The sequence below is a fragment of the Pseudomonas schmalbachii genome, from assembly GCF_017589465.1.
In the GTDB taxonomy this organism is placed as follows: Bacteria; Pseudomonadota; Gammaproteobacteria; order Pseudomonadales; family Pseudomonadaceae; genus Pseudomonas; species Pseudomonas schmalbachii.
In genome coordinates this window covers 167271-185197 of sequence record NZ_JAELYA010000005.1, presented here as the reverse complement: position 1 = coordinate 185197, position 17927 = coordinate 167271, and the positions used below count along the sequence as shown (strand labels likewise).

Annotated in this window: 18 protein-coding genes and 1 tRNA gene; 6 read left to right on the top strand and 13 right to left on the bottom strand. The window is 64.1% G+C overall.

The features are described from left to right. Positions 1–56 precede the first annotated feature (56 nt). The 8 genes from JFY56_RS14450 to ttcA all read right to left on the bottom strand — a co-directional run bounded on the left by JFY56_RS14450 (position 57) and on the right by ttcA (position 5214). Positions 57–132, bottom strand: a tRNA-Ala gene (locus JFY56_RS14450). A gap of 40 nt (positions 133–172) precedes the next feature. Further along, entirely contained in the window at positions 173–916 is a 744-nt protein-coding gene (locus JFY56_RS14445) for an SIR2 family NAD-dependent protein deacylase (protein ID WP_328824880.1), read from the bottom strand. After that, a complete protein-coding gene (locus JFY56_RS14440) occupies positions 901–1554 on the bottom strand; it encodes an O-methyltransferase (RefSeq protein WP_208314537.1) in 654 nt (217 codons plus the stop codon). Before JFY56_RS14440 ends, JFY56_RS14445 begins: the two co-directional genes overlap by 16 nt. Before the next feature lie 15 nt (positions 1555–1569). Beyond that, positions 1570–2100 carry a C40 family peptidase gene (locus tag JFY56_RS14435; RefSeq protein ID WP_208314536.1) on the bottom strand — a complete coding sequence of 177 codons (531 nt, stop codon included), beginning with the start codon at positions 2098–2100 and terminating at the stop codon, positions 1570–1572. A 79-nt stretch (positions 2101–2179) separates the two neighbouring features. After that, complete coding sequence (locus tag JFY56_RS14430) at positions 2180–2809, bottom strand: C40 family peptidase (protein WP_208314535.1); 630 nt, start codon at positions 2807–2809, stop codon at positions 2180–2182. A 66-nt stretch (positions 2810–2875) separates the two neighbouring features. Next, positions 2876–3640: an NAD-dependent deacylase gene (locus tag JFY56_RS14425; protein WP_208314534.1), complete on the bottom strand. Its 765-nt coding sequence runs from the start codon at positions 3638–3640 to the stop codon at positions 2876–2878. 13 nt (positions 3641–3653) lie between these two features. Continuing rightward, on the bottom strand, positions 3654–4325 hold the full coding sequence (locus JFY56_RS14420) for a DNA-3-methyladenine glycosylase I (protein ID WP_208314533.1): 672 nt from the start codon (positions 4323–4325) through the stop codon (positions 3654–3656). Positions 4326–4389: 64 nt separating this feature from the next. Next, complete coding sequence (ttcA, locus tag JFY56_RS14415; RefSeq protein WP_208314532.1) at positions 4390–5214, bottom strand: tRNA 2-thiocytidine(32) synthetase TtcA; 825 nt, start codon at positions 5212–5214, stop codon at positions 4390–4392. 101 nt (positions 5215–5315) lie between these two features. Between ttcA and JFY56_RS14410 the strand changes: the two genes are divergently transcribed. The 3 genes from JFY56_RS14410 to JFY56_RS14400 all read left to right on the top strand — a co-directional run bounded on the left by JFY56_RS14410 (position 5316) and on the right by JFY56_RS14400 (position 7294). Next, on the top strand, positions 5316–5912 hold the full coding sequence (locus JFY56_RS14410) for a DNA-J related domain-containing protein (RefSeq protein ID WP_208314531.1): 597 nt from the start codon (positions 5316–5318) through the stop codon (positions 5910–5912). Positions 5913–6072: 160 nt separating this feature from the next. Next, complete coding sequence (locus JFY56_RS14405) at positions 6073–6669, top strand: Yip1 family protein (RefSeq protein WP_208314530.1); 597 nt, start codon at positions 6073–6075, stop codon at positions 6667–6669. A 127-nt stretch (positions 6670–6796) separates the two neighbouring features. After that, complete coding sequence (locus JFY56_RS14400; RefSeq protein WP_208314529.1) at positions 6797–7294, top strand: SprT family zinc-dependent metalloprotease; 498 nt, start codon at positions 6797–6799, stop codon at positions 7292–7294. A 256-nt stretch (positions 7295–7550) separates the two neighbouring features. Here the strand turns inward: JFY56_RS14400 and JFY56_RS14395 are convergent, their stop codons facing one another. The 3 genes from JFY56_RS14395 to JFY56_RS14385 form a co-directional block, all read right to left on the bottom strand. Beyond that, positions 7551–8837: an OprD family porin gene (locus JFY56_RS14395; protein ID WP_208314528.1), complete on the bottom strand. Its 1287-nt coding sequence runs from the start codon at positions 8835–8837 to the stop codon at positions 7551–7553. 346 nt (positions 8838–9183) lie between these two features. After that, the gene (locus JFY56_RS14390) at positions 9184–10305 is read right to left on the bottom strand and encodes a beta-ketoacyl-ACP synthase III (protein WP_208314527.1); all 1122 of its coding nucleotides are present in this window, start codon (positions 10303–10305) and stop codon (positions 9184–9186) included. Positions 10306–10680: 375 nt separating this feature from the next. Next, positions 10681–11157: an Lrp/AsnC family transcriptional regulator gene (locus JFY56_RS14385; RefSeq protein ID WP_208314526.1), complete on the bottom strand. Its 477-nt coding sequence runs from the start codon at positions 11155–11157 to the stop codon at positions 10681–10683. Between the two features lie 104 nt (positions 11158–11261). Between JFY56_RS14385 and JFY56_RS14380 the strand changes: the two genes are divergently transcribed. The 3 genes from JFY56_RS14380 to JFY56_RS14370 all read left to right on the top strand — a co-directional run bounded on the left by JFY56_RS14380 (position 11262) and on the right by JFY56_RS14370 (position 13133). Then, a complete protein-coding gene (locus JFY56_RS14380) occupies positions 11262–12137 on the top strand; it encodes an EamA family transporter (protein ID WP_208314525.1) in 876 nt (291 codons plus the stop codon). Between the two features lie 52 nt (positions 12138–12189). Further along, positions 12190–12606 (top strand): 3-isopropylmalate dehydratase, encoded by a 417-nt coding sequence (locus JFY56_RS14375; protein ID WP_208314524.1) that lies wholly within the window; start codon positions 12190–12192, stop codon positions 12604–12606. A gap of 86 nt (positions 12607–12692) precedes the next feature. After that, positions 12693–13133 carry a hypothetical protein gene (locus JFY56_RS14370; protein ID WP_208314523.1) on the top strand — a complete coding sequence of 147 codons (441 nt, stop codon included), beginning with the start codon at positions 12693–12695 and terminating at the stop codon, positions 13131–13133. A gap of 30 nt (positions 13134–13163) precedes the next feature. Here the strand turns inward: JFY56_RS14370 and JFY56_RS14365 are convergent, their stop codons facing one another. Beyond that, entirely contained in the window at positions 13164–13601 is a 438-nt protein-coding gene (locus JFY56_RS14365) for an HIT family protein (RefSeq protein WP_208314522.1), read from the bottom strand. A 287-nt stretch (positions 13602–13888) separates the two neighbouring features. Continuing rightward, positions 13889–17893, bottom strand: a complete 4005-nt coding sequence (gene hrpA, locus JFY56_RS14360) for an ATP-dependent RNA helicase HrpA (protein WP_208314521.1) — start codon at positions 17891–17893, stop codon at positions 13889–13891. Positions 17894–17927 lie beyond the last annotated feature (34 nt).

Sequence of the window (17927 nt, the reverse complement as noted above, 5' to 3'; positions counted from 1 at the left end):
GAACAAGGAAGCCCTGGAGCCACATTGTGCTCCAGGGCTTCTGACTGCTGGTGCTCTGGTGGACCGAAGGAGGATCGAACTCCCGACCTCCGCATTGCGAACGCGGCGCTCTCCCAGCTGAGCTATCGGCCCGAAACGCCTTGAATGTAGCCAATGCCCCTGGCGCGGGCAACTAGCCGAGAGCCGCGACAACAGCCGGCATGACCACTCCCGCCGCGCCGTTCAGGCAGAGGTTGGCGTGGGCGCTGAGAGGCGTCGGTTGCGGGTTGACTTCGACCACGTAGCAGCCATTGCGTTGCGCCAGGAATGGCAGGTCGGCCGCCGGGTAGACCAGGCTGGAGGTACCGATGCTGAAGAACAGGTCGGCCTCCTCCGCTGCCCGCCAGGCAGCTTCCAGAACCTCATGATCGAGATTCTCGCCGAACCACACCACGGCCGGCCGCAGCAGACCTCCACAGCTGTGGAGTGGTGGTGCGGAGCAATCGTCCGGCCAGGCACCGGAATTCTCGCCGCAGCGGAAGCATTTCAGGCGGTGGATATTGCCGTGCAATTCGAGAGCGGAAGCACTGCCCGCACGCTGATGCAGGCCATCGACGTTCTGCGTGATCAGCGTCGCATGCGGCAGGCGCCGCTGCAGTTCCGCTATGGCGCGATGTGCAGGATTGGGCTGGACCGCCAGGCAACGCTCGCGGCGCCAGGCGTACCAGTCCCAGACGGTCTGCGGCTCCTGGCGGAAGCCTTCGGGGCTGGCCAGTTGCTCCGGGCTGTATTTCGCCCAGAGCCCAGTCTGGGCATCGCGGAAAGTCGGGATGCCGCTTTCGGCGGAAACGCCGGCGCCGGTGAAGATCACCAGACGGCGGCAATCACGCAACCGTTCGACCAGTTCCCCGGGAATGTCATTCAACGCTTTCGACACAGGCTCATCCCATCGCCAAGCGGCAGCAGCGAATAATCCACCCGCTCGTCCACCTTCAGCGCACGATTCAGTCGCTGGATGGCGCGTGTGTCCTCGCTCTCCGGATTCGCCTCAAGCACCCGGCCGCTCCACAGCACATTGTCGAACACCGCCAGCCCGCCGACTCGCAGCAGGCGCAGGGCATGTTCCAGGTAGGTCGGGTAGTTGGCCTTGTCGGCATCGATGAAGACCAGGTCGAAGCTTCCTGGCTTATCCAATTCTGCAAGGGTTTCCAGGGCTGGTCCGAGGCGTAGTTCGATGCGCGACTCGACGCCCGCTTCGCGCCAGTAGGAGCGCGCGGTGGCGTTGTAGTCGCCAGGCAGGTCGCAGCAGAGGATGCTGCCGTCCACGGGCAGCGCCTCAGCCATGCACAGGGCGCTGTAGCCGGTGAAGGTGCCGATTTCCAGGATGCGCCGGGCGCCGATCAGCTTCACCAGCAGGGCGAGGAATTGCCCCTGCTCGGCAGCGACCTGCCAGCGTGCCGTCGGCAGCAGTGCGGTCTCGGCGCGCAGACGGGCCTTGAGCGGCGAGTCGCGCAGGGACACATCGAGCATGTACTGGTACAGCGCGTCGTCGAGATTCAGCGTGCGGGTCGTCATGGCTCCTCCCGTCACTCAGGGATGGAAGGCGACACTCTGTCCGGCCAGCACGCGCTTGGCATCGAGGAAGGCTTTCTGCCAATAGGCGTTGTCGAGGCTGTCCAGGCGCACGGTCCCGCCCGTCCTGGGCGCATGCACGAAGCGCCCTTCGCCGACATAGATACCGGCATGGCTCACGTTTCGTCCACCCTGAGTGGCGAAAAACACCACATCGCCGCTCTGCAGGGCATTACGGGAAATGCTCGGTGCCCGCATGCCGATCATTTCGCGCGTCGAGCGTGGCAACAGCAGGCCTGTTGCATCCCGGTAGACGTAGCCGATCAGCCCGCTGCAATCGAAACCGCCTTCGGGCGTATTGCCACCCCAGCGATAGGGCGTGCCCACCAGACCGATGGCGCGGATGAGGATGTCGTCGGCAGCCGGGGAATAGAAGGTGTTGCTGGAAGGCGCATTGACCACCGGCGGCGCGGGCGGAGGCGTACGGCCAGCACAGGCGGCAAGCGAAGCGAGGATGGCGAGAAGGATGATGCGCTGAGGAACATGCATGGTAATGGCATCCCTACAGGATGCCATTACTTTGCTCTCACAATGAGTTGAAGGCAATACTTAAAGTAAAACTTTAAGTCTAGCGCTTCACAGTGTGACTTGCCTGGTAACCGGGTTCGAGAACACGCTTGGCTTCAAGATAGCTCAGGCGCCAGTAGCTCTCATCCAGGCTGTCCACGCGAACCCCACCGCCACGGCGGCTGGCGGAGTGGATGAACTGGCCATCGCCGATATAGATGCCGGCATGGCTGACACGACCGCGACCACGATTGTTGAAGAAGATCAGGTCGCCCGGTTGCAGGTCTTCCTTGGAGACCAGCGGGACGTCCATGTTGATCATCTCGCGCGTGGAACGCGGCAGCTTGATTCCAGCTTCTTCACGGAACAGGTAGCCGACGAAGCCGCTGCAATCGAAACCGGTTTTCTCGGAGCCGCCACCGAAGCGGTACGGAGTACCGATCAGCTCGAAGGCGCGATCCAGAATGCTCGAGACTCGCCCTGACGAATCTCCGTTGTTATTTCCTGCCCCCTCGTCCTGCTCGACGTTCGCCAGTGTTGCCTTGTCTTGGTCAATCTGAATCGCAGCTCGGGTAGCGGGTACCGAGGTGACCAGCTCTGTCTGCGACTCCGGCGAATGGCTGGCGCAAGCGGCCAGCAACAGGACGAAACTCATGGGCACGAGGGGTGCGAAGCGCTTAAGCATGGGCACGACCGTGACTCATTAGTTTCCGTTAGCGCGCTAATTTGCCGGCTCGATGGACCCAATGCAAGTTTTTTATCGGGAAATGTGACTCAGGAGGTGCGGCAAAACATCCAAGGCGCTTCCCTGCATGCGCGCATCGACGATATTGCTGAGATCGGTAGCGCCCGGATTCACCTCGGCGGTGAAGCCGCCACCGGCCCTGGCGCGCAGCACGGGCTCGATGATGTAGGGGAAACTGGCGGTCGTTCCGACCAGCAGGACCGCATCGAACCCCTTGCGCACCTGGGCATAGAGCGCATCGATCGCCTCTTCCGGCAGCATTTCCTCAAACAGCACCACCGGCGGACGCAGCACCCCGCCGCAAGCCGCGCAACACGGCGGCAACGGGCGCTGCAGATGCTCCTCCAGCTCCGGACTCTCCATACCGCAGGACTGGCAGTACAGCGGCGCGAGCACGCCGTGGATCTCGATCAGGCGCTCGGGCGGCGAACCGGCCCGGCGATGGAAGCCATCGATGTTCTGCGTCAGCACCCAGCATTCCGGCTTGCGCCGCTGCAGTTCGGCGATCGCCTCGTGTCCCGCATTCGGCGCGGCGCCCAGGCAGGCCTTGCCCAGCTGGGCGAGATATTTCCAGCACAGCCCGGGATTGCGCTGCAGCATCGGCCCGGACAACGCCGACTCGATCGGCAGCCCTTCTTCCGTCAGGCCGTTGTACAGCCCGCCCAGGCCACGGTAGGTCGGCATGCCGGAATCGGCGGAAAGGCCGGCGCCAGTGATCACCAGGATTCGCTCGGCCTTTTGCAGCGCTGCCGCAGTGCACTCGATCGCCGAATCCATGGTCGCCTCCGCTTCAGTGATTGACCGTATGCGCCAGCATCACCGAAAGCTGGCACAGCGGTCGACCGCTTTCTGCGTGCCATTGATTGAAGGCTGCCTGCACGGCGGCAAGGTCCTTCTGGCTGGTCGGCGCCTTGTCGATGATTTCCTGTGCCTTCAGCGCGGCGACCATGTCGTCGGTGGGGATGAATGTGTCCTTGCCGGCCATGCGCAGGAAGCGCGGCGCGGACAGCCCGCCCATCTGGTTGCCGCGCTTGGCCAGCAGTTTCCACAGGCCGACGATATCGGTCACAGGCCAGTCCGCCAGCAGCTTGCCGAAGCTGCCGTACTCGCGGGCGAAGTCGAGAACCATCTGGGCGTTGCGCGGCACGCTCTTGAGCTTGCCCAGGTGGCGGATCAGCCGGGTGTCCTGCATCAGGTTCTCCAGCCGTTCGCCGCCCATCAGCACGACCTTTTCCGGATCGAAACCGAAGAACACTTCCTCGAACGCCGGCCACTTGGCGTCCACCAGGCTGTGCTTGAGGCCGGCGCGGAAGATGCGCAGGCTGAGCAGGGACAGATAGCGATCATCACTGACCGCCAGCAGTTCGTCGGCGCTCTTTGGCTGAGGCAGACGCGCTTCCAGCGCCCCCACCGAGCCGAAACGGTTCAGGCAGTATTCGTGGAGCCATTGGTAGTCGCGCATGGTTCGTTCCTTGAAGGCGGCGATGGGTATCGCAAGCTCAACCCATCCTACGAAGACACCGGAGTCAGAGGCTCATCACGTCGAGGAAACGCGGCGTGGCGCTGTCGTCGACGCGCAGGCTGGCGAAGTCGAACAGGTTGCGGTCGGCGAGCTGCGACGGCACCACGTTCTGCAGGGCGCGGAACATGATCTCGGTGCGGCCGGGCGACTTGCGCTCCCACTCCTGGAGCATCTCCTTGACCACCTGGCGCTGCAGGTTTTCCTGCGAGCCGCAAAGGTTGCACGGGATGATCGGGAATTCCTTGAGCACCGAATAGGCCTCGATGTCCTTCTCGCTGCAGTAGGCCAGCGGGCGGATCACCACGTTGCGGCCGTCGTCGGAGAGCAGCTTCGGCGGCATGGCCTTGAGGGTGCCGCCGTAGAACATATTAAGGAAGAAGGTTTCCAGGATGTCGTCGCGATGGTGACCGAGCGCCATCTTGGTCGCGCCGATCTCGTCGGCGTAGGTGTACAGCGTGCCGCGGCGCAGGCGCGAGCACAGCGAGCAGGTGGTCTTGCCTTCCGGGATCTTCTCCTTCACCACCGAGTAGGTGTCCTTCTCGATGATGTGGTACTGCACGCCGATGGATTCCAGGTACTGCGGCAACACGTGCTCGGGGAAGCCCGGCTGCTTCTGGTCCATGTTCACCGCGACGATCTCGAAGCTGATCGGCGCCACCTTCTGCAGATACAGCAGGATGTCCAGCATGGTGTAGCTGTCCTTCCCGCCGGACAGGCAGACCATGACCTTGTCGCCATCCTCGATCATGTTGAAGTCGGCGATGGCCTCGCCAGCCTGGCGGCGCAGGCGTTTCTGCAGTTTGTTCTGGTTGACCGAAAGGGTGCCCATGGTGCTCTGGAATCCGGGGGAAAGACGAAAAGCTGGCTATTTTACGCACAAAGGCGCGCGCACCCCAGCCCCCGTCGACGACGGAATGCTAGGCTCAGGACATGACTCCAGATCTCGATCACCACCGCGACCTCGCCGAGCAGTTGCATGTGCTGCTGTGCGAAGCGCCGGATGGCCTGTCCGAATACCAGTTGATCCAGCAGCTGAAAGCACGTCATTCCACGCATATTCCGCACCTTTCGCTGAGCGATAAATTGGTGCTTTTCCGCACCCATTTCCTGGTGTTCAACGCCTTGTATCGATTGCGCGACCGTCTCTGGGCCGAGGGCAGCGCGCACCTGGAGATCGGCCCGCTGCGCATCCGCCTCTCCCCCTACCAGGCGGGCGTCCAGGCGCTGGGCGAGCAGGATTCGCTGCGCGACTACTATCTGGATGAACGCCATCTGCGCGAGACCAGCGAACGGGACGTGGAGAAGCTGCTGGAAAGCTTCTGGACGCGCATGCAGGGCAACGAGGAGAAGGCCGCCGCGCTGGCGCTGTTCGAGCTGGAGGACGGCCCGCTGGACTATGCGCTGATCAAGCTGCGCTATCGCCAGTTGGTCAGCCAGCACCATCCCGACCGCGGCGGCAGCACCACGCGCCTGCAATCCATCAACAAGGCGATGGAAATTCTGCAGCGCTATTACAACCGTCCGTGAAACTCCGATTCGCTCTAATCCCGCGGACGACGCGGGCTCTGGCCGCCCCTATACTGCGTCATAAGGTCGCATAGGTCGGCCGAGCACCGGGTGACGCTGGCTACGCGTCCCCGGCGCTTCGCTGGGGGGCGGCCTGTATAAGAACGAGGAGGTTGCTGAGATGATCCATCATGTGTGGGGGCTCTTCACCCATCCCGATCAGGAATGGCAGGAAATACGTGGCGAAGAGGAAAGCATCAGTCACATGTACCTGACCCACGTCCTGATTCTTGCTGCTATTCCGGTCATTTGCGCTTATATCGGTACCACTCAGGTCGGCTGGGTTCTCGGCAGCGGAGGTCCAGTCAAGTTGACACATGGCAGTGCGCTGCAATTAACCATCATGACTTACCTGGCGATGCTCGCCGGCGTTGCCGTGATGGGCGCGTTCATCCACTGGATGGCGCGCACCTACGATGCTTCGCCAAGCATGACCCAATGCGTGGTGTTCGCCGCCTATACCGCCACCCCGCTGTTCATCGGCGGCCTCGCGGCACTCTATCCGCATATGTGGCTGGGGATGGTCGTCGGCACCGCGGCCATCTGCTACACCGTGTACCTGCTCTACGTCGGCATCCCGACCTTCATGAACATTCCCAAGGATGAAGGCTTCCTGTTCTCCAGCTCCGTACTGGCCGTGGGCCTGGTGGTGCTGGTGGCGATGATCGCCCTGTCGGTGATCCTCTGGGGCAGCGGCGTCGGGCCGGAATACACCTGAGTTCCACTCTCCTTTGAAGAACCGGGCCATGCGCCCGGTTTCTTTTTTGCGCCGCAGCGGCGGACGAGTGGACAAGGCCAGCGCGGCTCTATCTCCGGCATAATCTGCCGCTGCCGGAGACCTCTACATGCCCGAACAACTCCACGCCCGCGTCGAAGCCTGCTACCAGCAGGCGGAAAGCTTCTTCAAATGCCGTTTCCCCCGCCCGGAGGTGAACTTCCGGCTGCGTGGGCAGAAGGCCGGGGTCGCGCACCTGCAGGAGAACCTGCTGCGCTTCAACCCGCAGCTGTACCGCGAGAACCGCGAGCATTTCCTCCGGCAGACTGTGGCCCACGAAGTCGCCCACCTGATCGCCCACCAGATGTTCGGCCCGCGCATCCGCCCCCACGGCGAAGAGTGGCAACTGATCATGCGCGGCATCTACGAGCTGCCGCCGGATCGCTGCCATACCTACGAAGTGCGGCGACGCAAGGTCACCCGCTACATCTACCGCTGCCATTGCGTGGAAGGCGCCGACTTCCCCTTCTCCACCCAGCGCCACAACCTGGTCGCCAGGGGGCGCCGCTACTTCTGCCGGCGCTGCCGGGCGACGCTGGTGTTCAGCGGGCAGGTCGTCCACGGGTGACGGCCACATGAAGTAGGTTGGTGCTGAACGCAGTGAAGCCCAACGATGGCGATATTGGGCTTCGCGTTGCTCAGCGCCAACCTACGGCGGGCATTGCTGCCATGCCCGCGATTCGCGCCCATGGGGCGCTCCTACAGACGCTTCCTCAGCCGAAGCACGCCAGTCGTAGGGCGGAACGAAGAACCGAAAAAAAGCCGCCGACCTGAATCAGGCGGCGGCATGAAGGCTCGAACCAGAAGCAATCCCGCAGTGACGATTACCAGAGCGGCATGGTGTAGCTGACGATCAGGCGGTTCTCGTCGATATCGTTGCCGAAGTTGGAACGCATGGTCGCGTTACGCCACTTCACGCCGAGGTTCTTCAGCGGGCCTTCCTGGAACACGTAGGCGATGTCGGTGTCGCGCTCCCATTCCTTGCCTTCCTGGTTATTGGTCAGCTGGTCGACGTTGTCGCCGTTGACGTAACGGGTCATGAAGGTCAGGCCGGGAATGCCGAGGCCGGCGAAGTTGTAGTCGTAACGAAGCTGCCAGGACTTCTCGTCCTTGTTGGCGAAGTCGCCGATCTGGATGTAGTTCACCAGGAACGGGTCGGTGCCGTTGATGAAGGCGAAACCGGTGTCGCCGCTCATCTTCTGGTAGCCAACGCCGAGTGCGTGGTAGCCGAGGCTGTAGGTGAACATGGCGTTGAACGCGTTGTTGTCGACGTTGCTGGTGCCTTCGTCGGTGGAGCGCGCATAACGCACGTCGGACTTCAGCGACTGCTTGTCGGCGATCGGCAGTGTGTGGACCAGGTTCAGGTAGTGCTGCGCGTAGAAGTCTTCCAGCTTGCCGTAGTGGTAGCTGGTGGTGAGGTTGTCGTTCCACTTGTAGCCGAGGCCGGCGTAGTCGAACTGGTCCGAGGTGGTGCCGCCGGTGAAGCGGATGTTGCGCTTGCCACCGCTGGCGACAGTCATGTCCTCGTAGTCCTGGGAGTCGCGCTGGTTCACCTGGGTCAGGTGACCGGCGTCGATGGTCAGGCCGCTGATTTCCAGCGAGTTCAGCGAACCGCCGGCGAAGGTCTGCGGCAGGGTGCGGGAATCGTTGGAGACGATGACCGGCAGCTTCGGCGCCAGGGTGCCGACCTTCAGCACGCTCTTGGAGATGCGCAGTTTGCCGGTGAGGCCGAAGTCGCCGAAGCTGTCCTGGGCGCGGCCGGTCTCGCGGTCGCGCTGCAGCAGGCCGGTGCCGCTGCGGTCGGGGCTGGAGTCGAGCTTCAGGCCCAGGCCGGCCAGCGCATCCACGCCGACGCCGACAAAGCCGTCGGTGAAGCCGGATTCGTACTTGAGAATGAAGCCCTGGGACCATTCTTCCTGCTTGGCCTGGCTCGGCGTCGGGTCGCTGGCCTGGCGGAAGTCGCGGTTGTAGTAGTAGTTGCGCAGCTCGACGCTGGCCTTGCTGTCCTTGAAGAAGTCAGCCTGCGCCAGGGACGGCAGGACGAAGGTGGTACCCAGCACGGCTTGCGCCAGAGCGGTGGCGGTAAAGCCGGCGAAGTGCTTGCGGTTCATCAGATTCCCCTCAATGGTTTTGGACACACCGAGTGCCTGGCTATCGCGCGGCCCCCAAGGTCTCGCGCAGCCGTCTGGCGGCCCGTTTGTGCTGCCGGGAATGTTGGCGAGGGGTTATGTCAGAAAGGTTTCAACCAAATAAAACTTTTATTACCCGGGAACTTTTGATCACGAAATGAGCTAAGCAAACGCCCCGGAAAGCGTCGATCAAAAGCAGGTAGGGCGGGTGCAACCCGCCAGCCCGGAGGCGCCATGGCGGGTTGCATCCGCCCTGCGACGCTGGAAAGCGCCCATGAAAAAGCCGCAGCCCCCGAGGGGAACTGCGGCTTGCGGCAACGCTGGCGAATCAGAGCTTGCGCAGGATCACGCTGCCGATCGAGTAGCCCGCGCCGAACGAACTGAGCACGCCGATGGCGCCGCTGGCGAGATCGTCCTGGTGCTTGTGGAAGGCGATCACCGAGCCGGCCGAACTGGTGTTGGCGTAGGTATCGAGGATCACCGGCGCCTCTTGCGGCTCGGCATCGCGGCCGAGCAGCTTGCGGGCGATCAGCAGGTTCATGTTGAGGTTGGCCTGGTGCAGCCAGAAGCGCTTCACGTCGCTCACCGGGATATCGTTCTGCGCCAGGTGCTCGCCGATCAGATCGGCCACCATCGGGCAGACCTCCTTGAACACCTTGCGGCCTTCCTGCACGAACAGCTTGTCGCGGGTGCCGATGCCCTCTTCCGCCGCGCGGTTGAGGAAGCCGAAGTTGTTGCGAATGTTGTTGGAGAACTGGGTCAGCAGCTTGATGCCGAGGATTTCGAACTGATGCTTCGAAGTCGCCTGGTCGGCGCGCTCGACGATCACCGCGGTGGCCGCGTCGCCGAAAATGAAGTGGCTGTCGCGGTCGCGGAAGTTCAGGTGGCCGGAGCAGATCTCCGGGTTGACCAGCAGCACCGCGCGGGCCTGGCCGAGCTGCACGGCGTTGCTTGCCGCCTGCAGGCCGAAGGTGGCGGAGGAACAGGCCACGTTCATGTCGTAGCCGAAGCCCTGGATGCCCAGCGCCGCCTGCACTTCGATGGCGATCGCCGGGTAGGCGCGCTGCAGGTTGGAACAGGCGACGATCACGCCGTCGATATCCGCCGGGGTGCGGCCGGCACGTTGCAGCGCTTCCTTCGCCGCGGCGACGGCCATCTCGCAGAGGATGCCCCAGTCGTCGTTGCTGCGCTCGGGAATGCGCGGAGTCATGCGTTGCGGATCGAGGATACCGGCCTTGTCCACCACGAAACGGCTCTTGATGCCGGAAGCCTTCTCGATGAAGGCTGTGCTCGATTCGGCCAGCGCTTCCTGCTGGCCCTTGGCGATGGCTTCGGCGTGCTGCTCGTTGTACTGGCGGACGTAGGTATTGAAGGATTCCACCAGCTCATCGTTGGAGATGCTGAATGGCGGGGTATACAGACCGGTTCCGCTGATCACGACTTTATGCACGGTCAATCCTCTTCTCAGTCAATCGGTTCAGGCTTGCGGGCGCCCGCCAGGCGCGGGAGCCGGAAATATTCTTGCCGCTGAGGGCAGTGAAAACGCCGCTGCAGTGTGGCAGCCCGCGTTGCCGGCGGCAGCATCCACCGCCCGGCGGCGCTGCCGGACAGGCGCGTTCCATTGCCGCAGGCAGCCACGGATTATGCGGCAAATTGCAGCGAAAAAACGCCGTAATAAAGCAATGAGACATGAATTTTGTTGAACTGGATTCATGGTCGATATGCGACCGACAGGTCGCCATGGATGAACGGTTACGGACTGTCCAGTCATCTACTCAAGCACACTGCGGAAGATGTCGGGATGAAACTCACGCCCTCCTTTTTCTCATCGCCCCGGCAACCTGATCGGCGGCATCCGCCGCTGCACCGGCGAGGACTGGATGATCGAGGTGTTGGTCATGGCGTAGGGAATGATCTGGTCGATCAGCCGCTCCAGCTCCTCGACCGAAGCCACGTGAGCACGCGCGATGAAGCAGTCCTCGCCGGTGATGCGGTCGCATTCGACGATCTCCGCCAGGCCGCGCAGGATTTCCGCCACCTTGTGCAACTGTCCGGGGATCGGCCGGATGCGCAGCCAGGCGGCCAGCGGCAGGCCGAGCGCCCGGGGGTTGATCCTCACCGAATAGCCTTCGATCACCCCCGCCTCCTCCAGCCTGCGCACCCGCTCCGCCACGCTCGGCGCGGACAGGCCGACCGTCCGGGCAAGCTCGGCGATGCTGGTGCGCGCATCGGCGACCAGGGCCTCCAGCAACTGCATATCGATGGCGTCGACTCCGCCATTTTCATGTCGAAGGCGTTTCATGCAGGACTCCTTCATATCAGCAGGCAACAATCACTCTAGACCTTCGAAGAAGCATTCAAAGCAGCACCCTCTCCTTTCAAGATAAGCGGAAAGGAGGAGCTGCCATGCCACACGCCCAACAGACCCTGGACAAGACCGCCGAAGCCGTCCCGCCGCACGTCTGGTTCGGCGTCAGCGCGGTGTTTCACTACCTTGGCCCGTCGTTCGCCGTCCTGCTGTTCCCCGCGGTGGGCGTGCTGGGCGTCGCCTGGTTCCGCATCGCCTCGGCGGCCCTGGTGTTCGCGCCATTCACCCGGCCATGGCGGACGATCCGCAATGCCGACGGCAAAACCAGACTCCTGCTGCTCGGGCTCGGCGCCTGCCTGGCGGTGATGAACACCGCCTTCTATCTCGCCCTCGAACGCCTGCCGATGAGCCTGGTGGCCGCCATCGAGTTCGCCGGCACCATCGCCGTGGCGCTGTACGGCATGCGCACCGGACGCAACCTGCTGGCGCTGCTCGTGACCCTGTTTGGGGTGTTCATCCTGATCGACGTGAAGTGGTCGACCGATCCGCTCGGACTGTTCTGGGCGCTGCTGAATGGCGCGCTGTTCGTCGGCTACATCCTGCTCGGCCACAAGGCGGCCGCGGGCGGAGCAAGCGGTGGCGTCGAACGCCTGGGCGCGGCGATGGCAATCGCCTTCGTGGTGCTCATGCCGATCGGCTTCGCCCAGGCGCTGCAAGCCTTCGGCACGCTGCAGCTGGTGCTGGCAGGCATTGGCGTGGGCGTCTGCTCATCGGTGATCCCCTACAGTTCCGACCAGCTCGCCATGTCGCGCCTGCCACGGGCGAGCTTCGCCCTGTGCCTGGCGATCTTGCCAGCGAGCGCGACCATCATCGCCGCCCTCATGCTGGCGCAGATCCCCAGCCTGCAGGACCTGCTGGGCATCGCCCTGGTCATGCTCGGCATCGCCGTGCACAGGCCGGCGCCGGAGGCTTAGCCAGAACGGCGCGCCTGGGCTAGCCTTCGCTGAGTCATTCATGGAGAGCCTCATGCGATCGATCCTTGCCATCATTCCCCTGCTGGCCCTGGCCGGCTGCGCTTCCATACCGAGCGACGAGGTCCGGCCGGTGCCAGGCAAACGCCTGCTGGCCTACCAGGAGTCGGCCACAGGTAGCTCGCAACTGACGGTGGAGCGCGACTCCGGCTTTCTCGGCGCCGGCTGCTACGTGAGCTTTTCCATCGACCGCCAGGTCGCCGCGCGAATCGCCGTCAGCGAGGAAGCCAGCTTCAACGTGCCGCCGGGCACCCACGTGGTGGGAATCGGCATCGACGAGCAGGGCGAGGGACTGTGCAGCAAGGGCTACCTGAAGCGCGAACTGGCCGTCACCGTGGCCGCCGGGGAAACCGGCAGATTCCGCATCCTCAGCGACAACCGCATCGGCTTCGACATCCGCCACCTCGACTGAAACCCGCGCCAACCGTCGCTTCGCCGTCCGGGTGCGATGCACGCTCCTATAGTGAAGTACGGCCTGCGGACGGCAGGAGAGCGGCAATGAAGATGAGACTATTGATGGCGCCGCCGGTGTTGGCGGCGCTTTACGCTTGCGCTTCGACGGGGGGCGGCGAGTCGATCAACATCGACCTGCAAGCCACCCAGCGCAACGCCGGCAGGATCGCCCAGGCAACCCTTTCCCCGGTGGACGACAAGACCTACATCACGGTGTTCGTCAGCGGAGTGCCACAGGGGACCACCCGCCCGCTGCGGCTGTACACCTTCATCTATCCGGGAACCTGCGCGAATCCGGGGGCGAAGCCGGCCTACGAGCTCAACGATACGGTAGTCACCCACCGCCGCTCGCGCGCCGACGGCTGGTCGCTGTACAAGATGGTCCCCGCCCCGTTCGCTACCCTGCGCTCCGGCGGCTACTCCATCGTCCTGCGCACCAGCCCGGCGGATGGCGACTACGACATCTTCTGCGGCGACATCAAGTGAATGCGCCCGGGGCGTGACCCGCCCCAGCCGTCAACCGCGAATGCGCTGCACCAGCCGTGCCTGCAGCTTCTCCAGCTCGGCGGGATCGGCCTTCTGCGCGGCGTGGATGCCCAGCCCCTGGCCGGCAAAGCGCGGAATGATGTGCATATGGATGTGGAACACCGTCTGCCCGGCCGGCGCACCGTTGAACTGCGCCACCTGCACACCGTCCGGCTGCAGTTCGTCCACCAGCACTTTGGTCAGTTTCTGCACGGCGAGCGTCATCTTGCACAGGCTGTCCGCATCGATCTCCAGCAGATTGCGCGCCTGCGCCTTCTTCGGGATCACCAGGGTGTGGCCGAAAGACTGCGGGAACAGGTCGAGGAAGGCCAGTACGTCGTCGTCCTCGTACAGCTTGTAGCAGGGAGCCTCGCCGCGAATGATCATGGCGAAGATGTTCTGCGGATCGTAGGTGCCTTGCAGGCTCATGGGGTTCTCCATTACCGATGGGATCGAAGGGCGAACGATACCTGCTTGGGCTACGGGTGCGCCATGCCTGGGAGCCTGGGCTTTCCCTCACCCTAACCCTCTCCCGGAGGGAGAGGGGACTGATCGGCATCAGGCGAACTCCACACCTGCCGGCAACTCCGTGCGGCCCCCTCTCCCTCCGGGAGAGGGCTGGGGTGAGGGGAAAGAACGTAGGTTGGCGCTGAGCTTGCGAGGCCCAACGGTGCCACTTCCGACAGATGTTGGGCTTCGCTGCGCTCAGCGCCAACCTACGGTTCGACCTGGCTCCACTGCTTGTTCAGGCGCTTGTCCGACACCGGCATCTTCGTGCCGAGCTGCTGGGCGAACAGCGAGACGCGGTATTCCTCCAGCATCCAGCGATACAGCTGCAGGTTCGGATCGCGCTTGCCTTCCTGCGCGTGCTTGGCCAGACGCGCCTTGTACTGCTCCCAGTAGCCGGCCATCTCGCCGCTCCACACGCGGTCGCGCTGGACCTGGCTGCCAACCTTGTCCAGGCGCTGTTCCACGGCCTTGAGATAGCGCGGATATTCCTTCAGCCATTCCAGAGGCGTATCGCGGACGAAGCCGGGGTAGACCAGATTGGCCAACTGTCCCTTCACATCGTTGAGCGGCACGGTCATGGCGAGGTCGACCTTGCCCTTGAAGCGCTTCTGCAGACCGTGCCACAGCTTCAGGCTTTCCAGCACCAGTCGTGCCAGGCGTTCGGCGTGATCGGCCCAGGCGCCGCGTTTCTTCTCCGCCAGCGAGGCGAGCCCGGCGCCGTCGCGCGGCAGGCTGGCCTCACCTTCGAGAATGCAGCTGTCGAGGCTCGCCAGCAGGATGTCTTCCACCAGCGCTTCTACACGGCCGAGATCGCGGTAGAGCAGGCCCATCTCGGTCTGCCCCGGCAGCTTGCCGCGCAGGAACTTGGCCGGCTCGGCGAGTTGCTGCAGAAGCAGGCGCTGCAACGCGCGACGGTGCTGGAACTCAGCTTCGGCGTGAGTCGGGAAACGATGTTCCTTGACCGCACCACCCTCCTCCACCAGCGCCGGATAGACCGTCATCGACAACCCCGCGACCTTCTGCTGAGCCTTTTCCGCCACTTCGGCGAAGCCCTTGGCTTCCACCGGCTTCTGCGCCTTGTCCGACTGCGGAAGCGCCAGGGCAGCCTGGCTGGCTTCGGCGAAACGTGCGGTCAGCTCGGTGAGATCGCGACCTTCGCCAAGGAATTTGCCGCGCGCATCCACCACTTCCAGGTTCATGCGCAGATGGCTTTCCACCTGCCCGACGGCCTCCGTCCAGGCTTCTTCCGGCACTCGGCTGCCGGTCATGCGCTGCAGCTCGCGGCCAAGCGCTTCGGGCAGCGCGCCTTCGGCGAAAACCATCTTGCCCAGCGCCGCGCGAACGAAATCCGGCACCGGCACGAAGTTCTTGCGGATCGCCTTGGGCAGGTTGCGCACCAGCGCCACGCACTTGGCTTCCAGCAGGCCGGGCACCAGCCATTCCAGGCGTTCGGGCGGCAGTTGCGGCAATAGCGGCGCTGGTACACGCAGGGTCACACCATCGCGTGGATGGCCGGGTTCGAAGTGATAGGACAGCGGCAACTGCAGCTCGCCCAGTTGCAGGCGATCCGGATAAAGGCCGGCGGTGACCTCGCTGGCATCGCGGGCGAGCACGTCTTCCTCGCGCATGATCAGCAGGTCGGGATTCTTCGTCCGCTCGCGCTCGTACCACTTCTCGAAGCTGGCGGTCTGGTAGATATCCGCCGGCAGCCGCGCGTCGTAGTAGGCGAACAGGGTTTCCTCGTCGGCGAGGATGTCACGCCGACGTGCCTTGGCTTCCAGTTCGTCGAGTTTCTCCAGCAACTGGCGATTGGCGCTCAGGCATTTGGCGCGGCTGTTGATCTCGCCGCGTACCAAGCCTTCGCGGATGAACAGCTCACGCGAGACCGGCGGATCGATGGGGCCGTAATGCACCGCGCGGCGACCGACGATGATCAGGCCATAGAGGGTGACCTGTTCGTAGGCGACGACCTGCCCGCGCTTTTTCTCCCAGTGCGGCTCCAGGTGGTTCTTCTTCACCAGATGCCCGGCCAGCGGCTCAAGCCAGCCCGGCTCGATCTTCGCGACCATGCGGGCGAACAGCTTGGTGGTCTCGACCAGCTCGGCGGCCATGATCCATTGCGGCTTCTTGCGACCGATCACGCTGGACGGGTGAATCCAGAAACGCCGCTGCCGCGCGCCGAGGTAATCGCCCTCCTCCGCCTTCTGGCCGATCTGGCTGAGCAGGCCGGAGAGGATCGCCTTGTGCACGGCGGCATAGTCGATATCGCGCACCGGCTGCTCACCGGCCTGCTTTTTGTTGGAGCCAGCTTGCTGGCGATGCTCTTGGTGGGGGCGCTGATCGCCAGCAAGCTGGCTCCTACGGTTCGGAGCTTCGGAGAACAGCTTCAGCTCACGACAGATCAGCATCAGTTGGCGATGCGCATCTCTCCACTCGCGTAGGCGCAAGTAATTGAGGAAGTTCTTCCGGCACCAGCTGCGCAGCGCGTTGGAACCCAGCGCCTGGCGCTGTTCCTCGAAGCCGCGCCAGAGGTTGATCAGCGCGGCGAAGTCGGAATCCGGGTCCTTCCACTGTGCATGCGCCTGGTCGGCGGCCTGCTGGCGCTCGATCGGGCGTTCGCGCGGGTCCTGCACGGACAGTGCGCTGGCGACGGTGAGCACTTCGCCGAGGCTGCCCTGCTGCGCGCCTTCCAGCAGCATGCGGCCCAGACGCGGATCGATCGGCAGCCGCGCCAGTTGGCGGCCCAGCGGAGTTAGCTGGCCCTCGCGGTTCACCGCCGAGAGTTCCTGCAGCAGGGTGAAGCCGTCCTTGATCGCCTTGCCTTCCGGCGGTTCGATGAAGGGAAACGCCTCGATATCGCCAAGGCGCAGATGCAGCATCTGCAGGATCACCGCGGCGAGGTTGGTGCGGAGGATTTCCGGATCGGTGAACGCCGGCCGCGAGAGGAAATCCTCTTCGCTATACAGCCGCACGCAGATGCCCGGTTCGACCCGCCCGCAGCGGCCCTTGCGCTGGTTGGCGCTGGCCTGGGACACCGCCTCGATGGGCAGGCGCTGGACCTTGGCGCGGTAGCTGTAGCGGCTGATCCGCGCCGTACCGCTGTCGATCACGTAGCGAATGCCGGGCACGGTCAGCGAGGTCTCGGCGACGTTGGTGGCGAGCACGATCTTGCGCCCGGGCATGGGCTGGAAGATTTTCTGCTGCTCCGCCGGGGTCAGCCGCGCATACAGCGGCAGCACCTCGGTATGGCGCAGGTTGGCCTTGCGCAGCATGTCGGCGGCATCGCGGATCTCGCGCTCGCCGGGGAGGAACACCAGCACGTCGCCGGGGCGCTTGCCGATTTCGCGCTCGTGGGCGGCGATCTCGTCCAGCGCGCGGAGGATGCCCTCGTCCACCGAGAGGTCGTCGAACAGCGCCTCGCCGTCCTCGTCCACTTCCGCCGCCAACGGCCGGTACCAGGTATCCACCGGATAGGTGCGGCCGGAAACCTCGACGATGGGCGCGTCGCTGAAGTGCCTGGAGAAGCGCTCCAGGTCGATGGTCGCCGAGGTGATGATCAGCTTGAGATCGGGCCGGCGCGGCAGCAGGGTCTTGAGGAAGCCGAGGAGGAAGTCGATGTTCAGGCTGCGCTCGTGGGCCTCGTCGACGATGATCGTGTCGTAGCGTTCCAGATAGCGGTCGTGCTGGGTCTCGGCGAGCAGGATGCCGTCGGTCATCAGCTTGATCAGGGTGTTCTCGTCGCTCTGGTCCTCGAAGCGCACCTGATAGCCGACCAGCGCGCCCAGCGGCGTGCCGATTTCCTCGGCGACCCGCGTCGCCACGCTGCGCGCAGCCAGGCGGCGCGGCTGGGTATGGCCGATCATGCCGTGGGTGCCGCGCCCGAGTTCGAGGCAGATCTTCGGCAACTGGGTGGTCTTGCCCGAACCGGTTTCGCCGGCGATCACCACCACCTGATGCTTTTCCAGCGCCGCCTTGATCTCGTCGCGCTTGGCGGCGATCGGCAGGCTGTCGTCGTAGCGCATCGCCGGCACGCTGCCGCGCCGCGCCTCGACCCTGGCGCAGGAGGCCTGGAAGCGCTCCAGCCATTGCGCCACCTTTGCCTGGTCCGGCTGCGCCTGCTTCTGCAACTCGTGGAACTGGCGGCGCAGGCGGTGGCGGTCACGGATCAGGGCGTGATCGAGGTTCTTCAGCAGGGAGGCGATGTCGGTCATCGGGCGTCAGGTCTGGCAAAACGAAAAGGCGGCG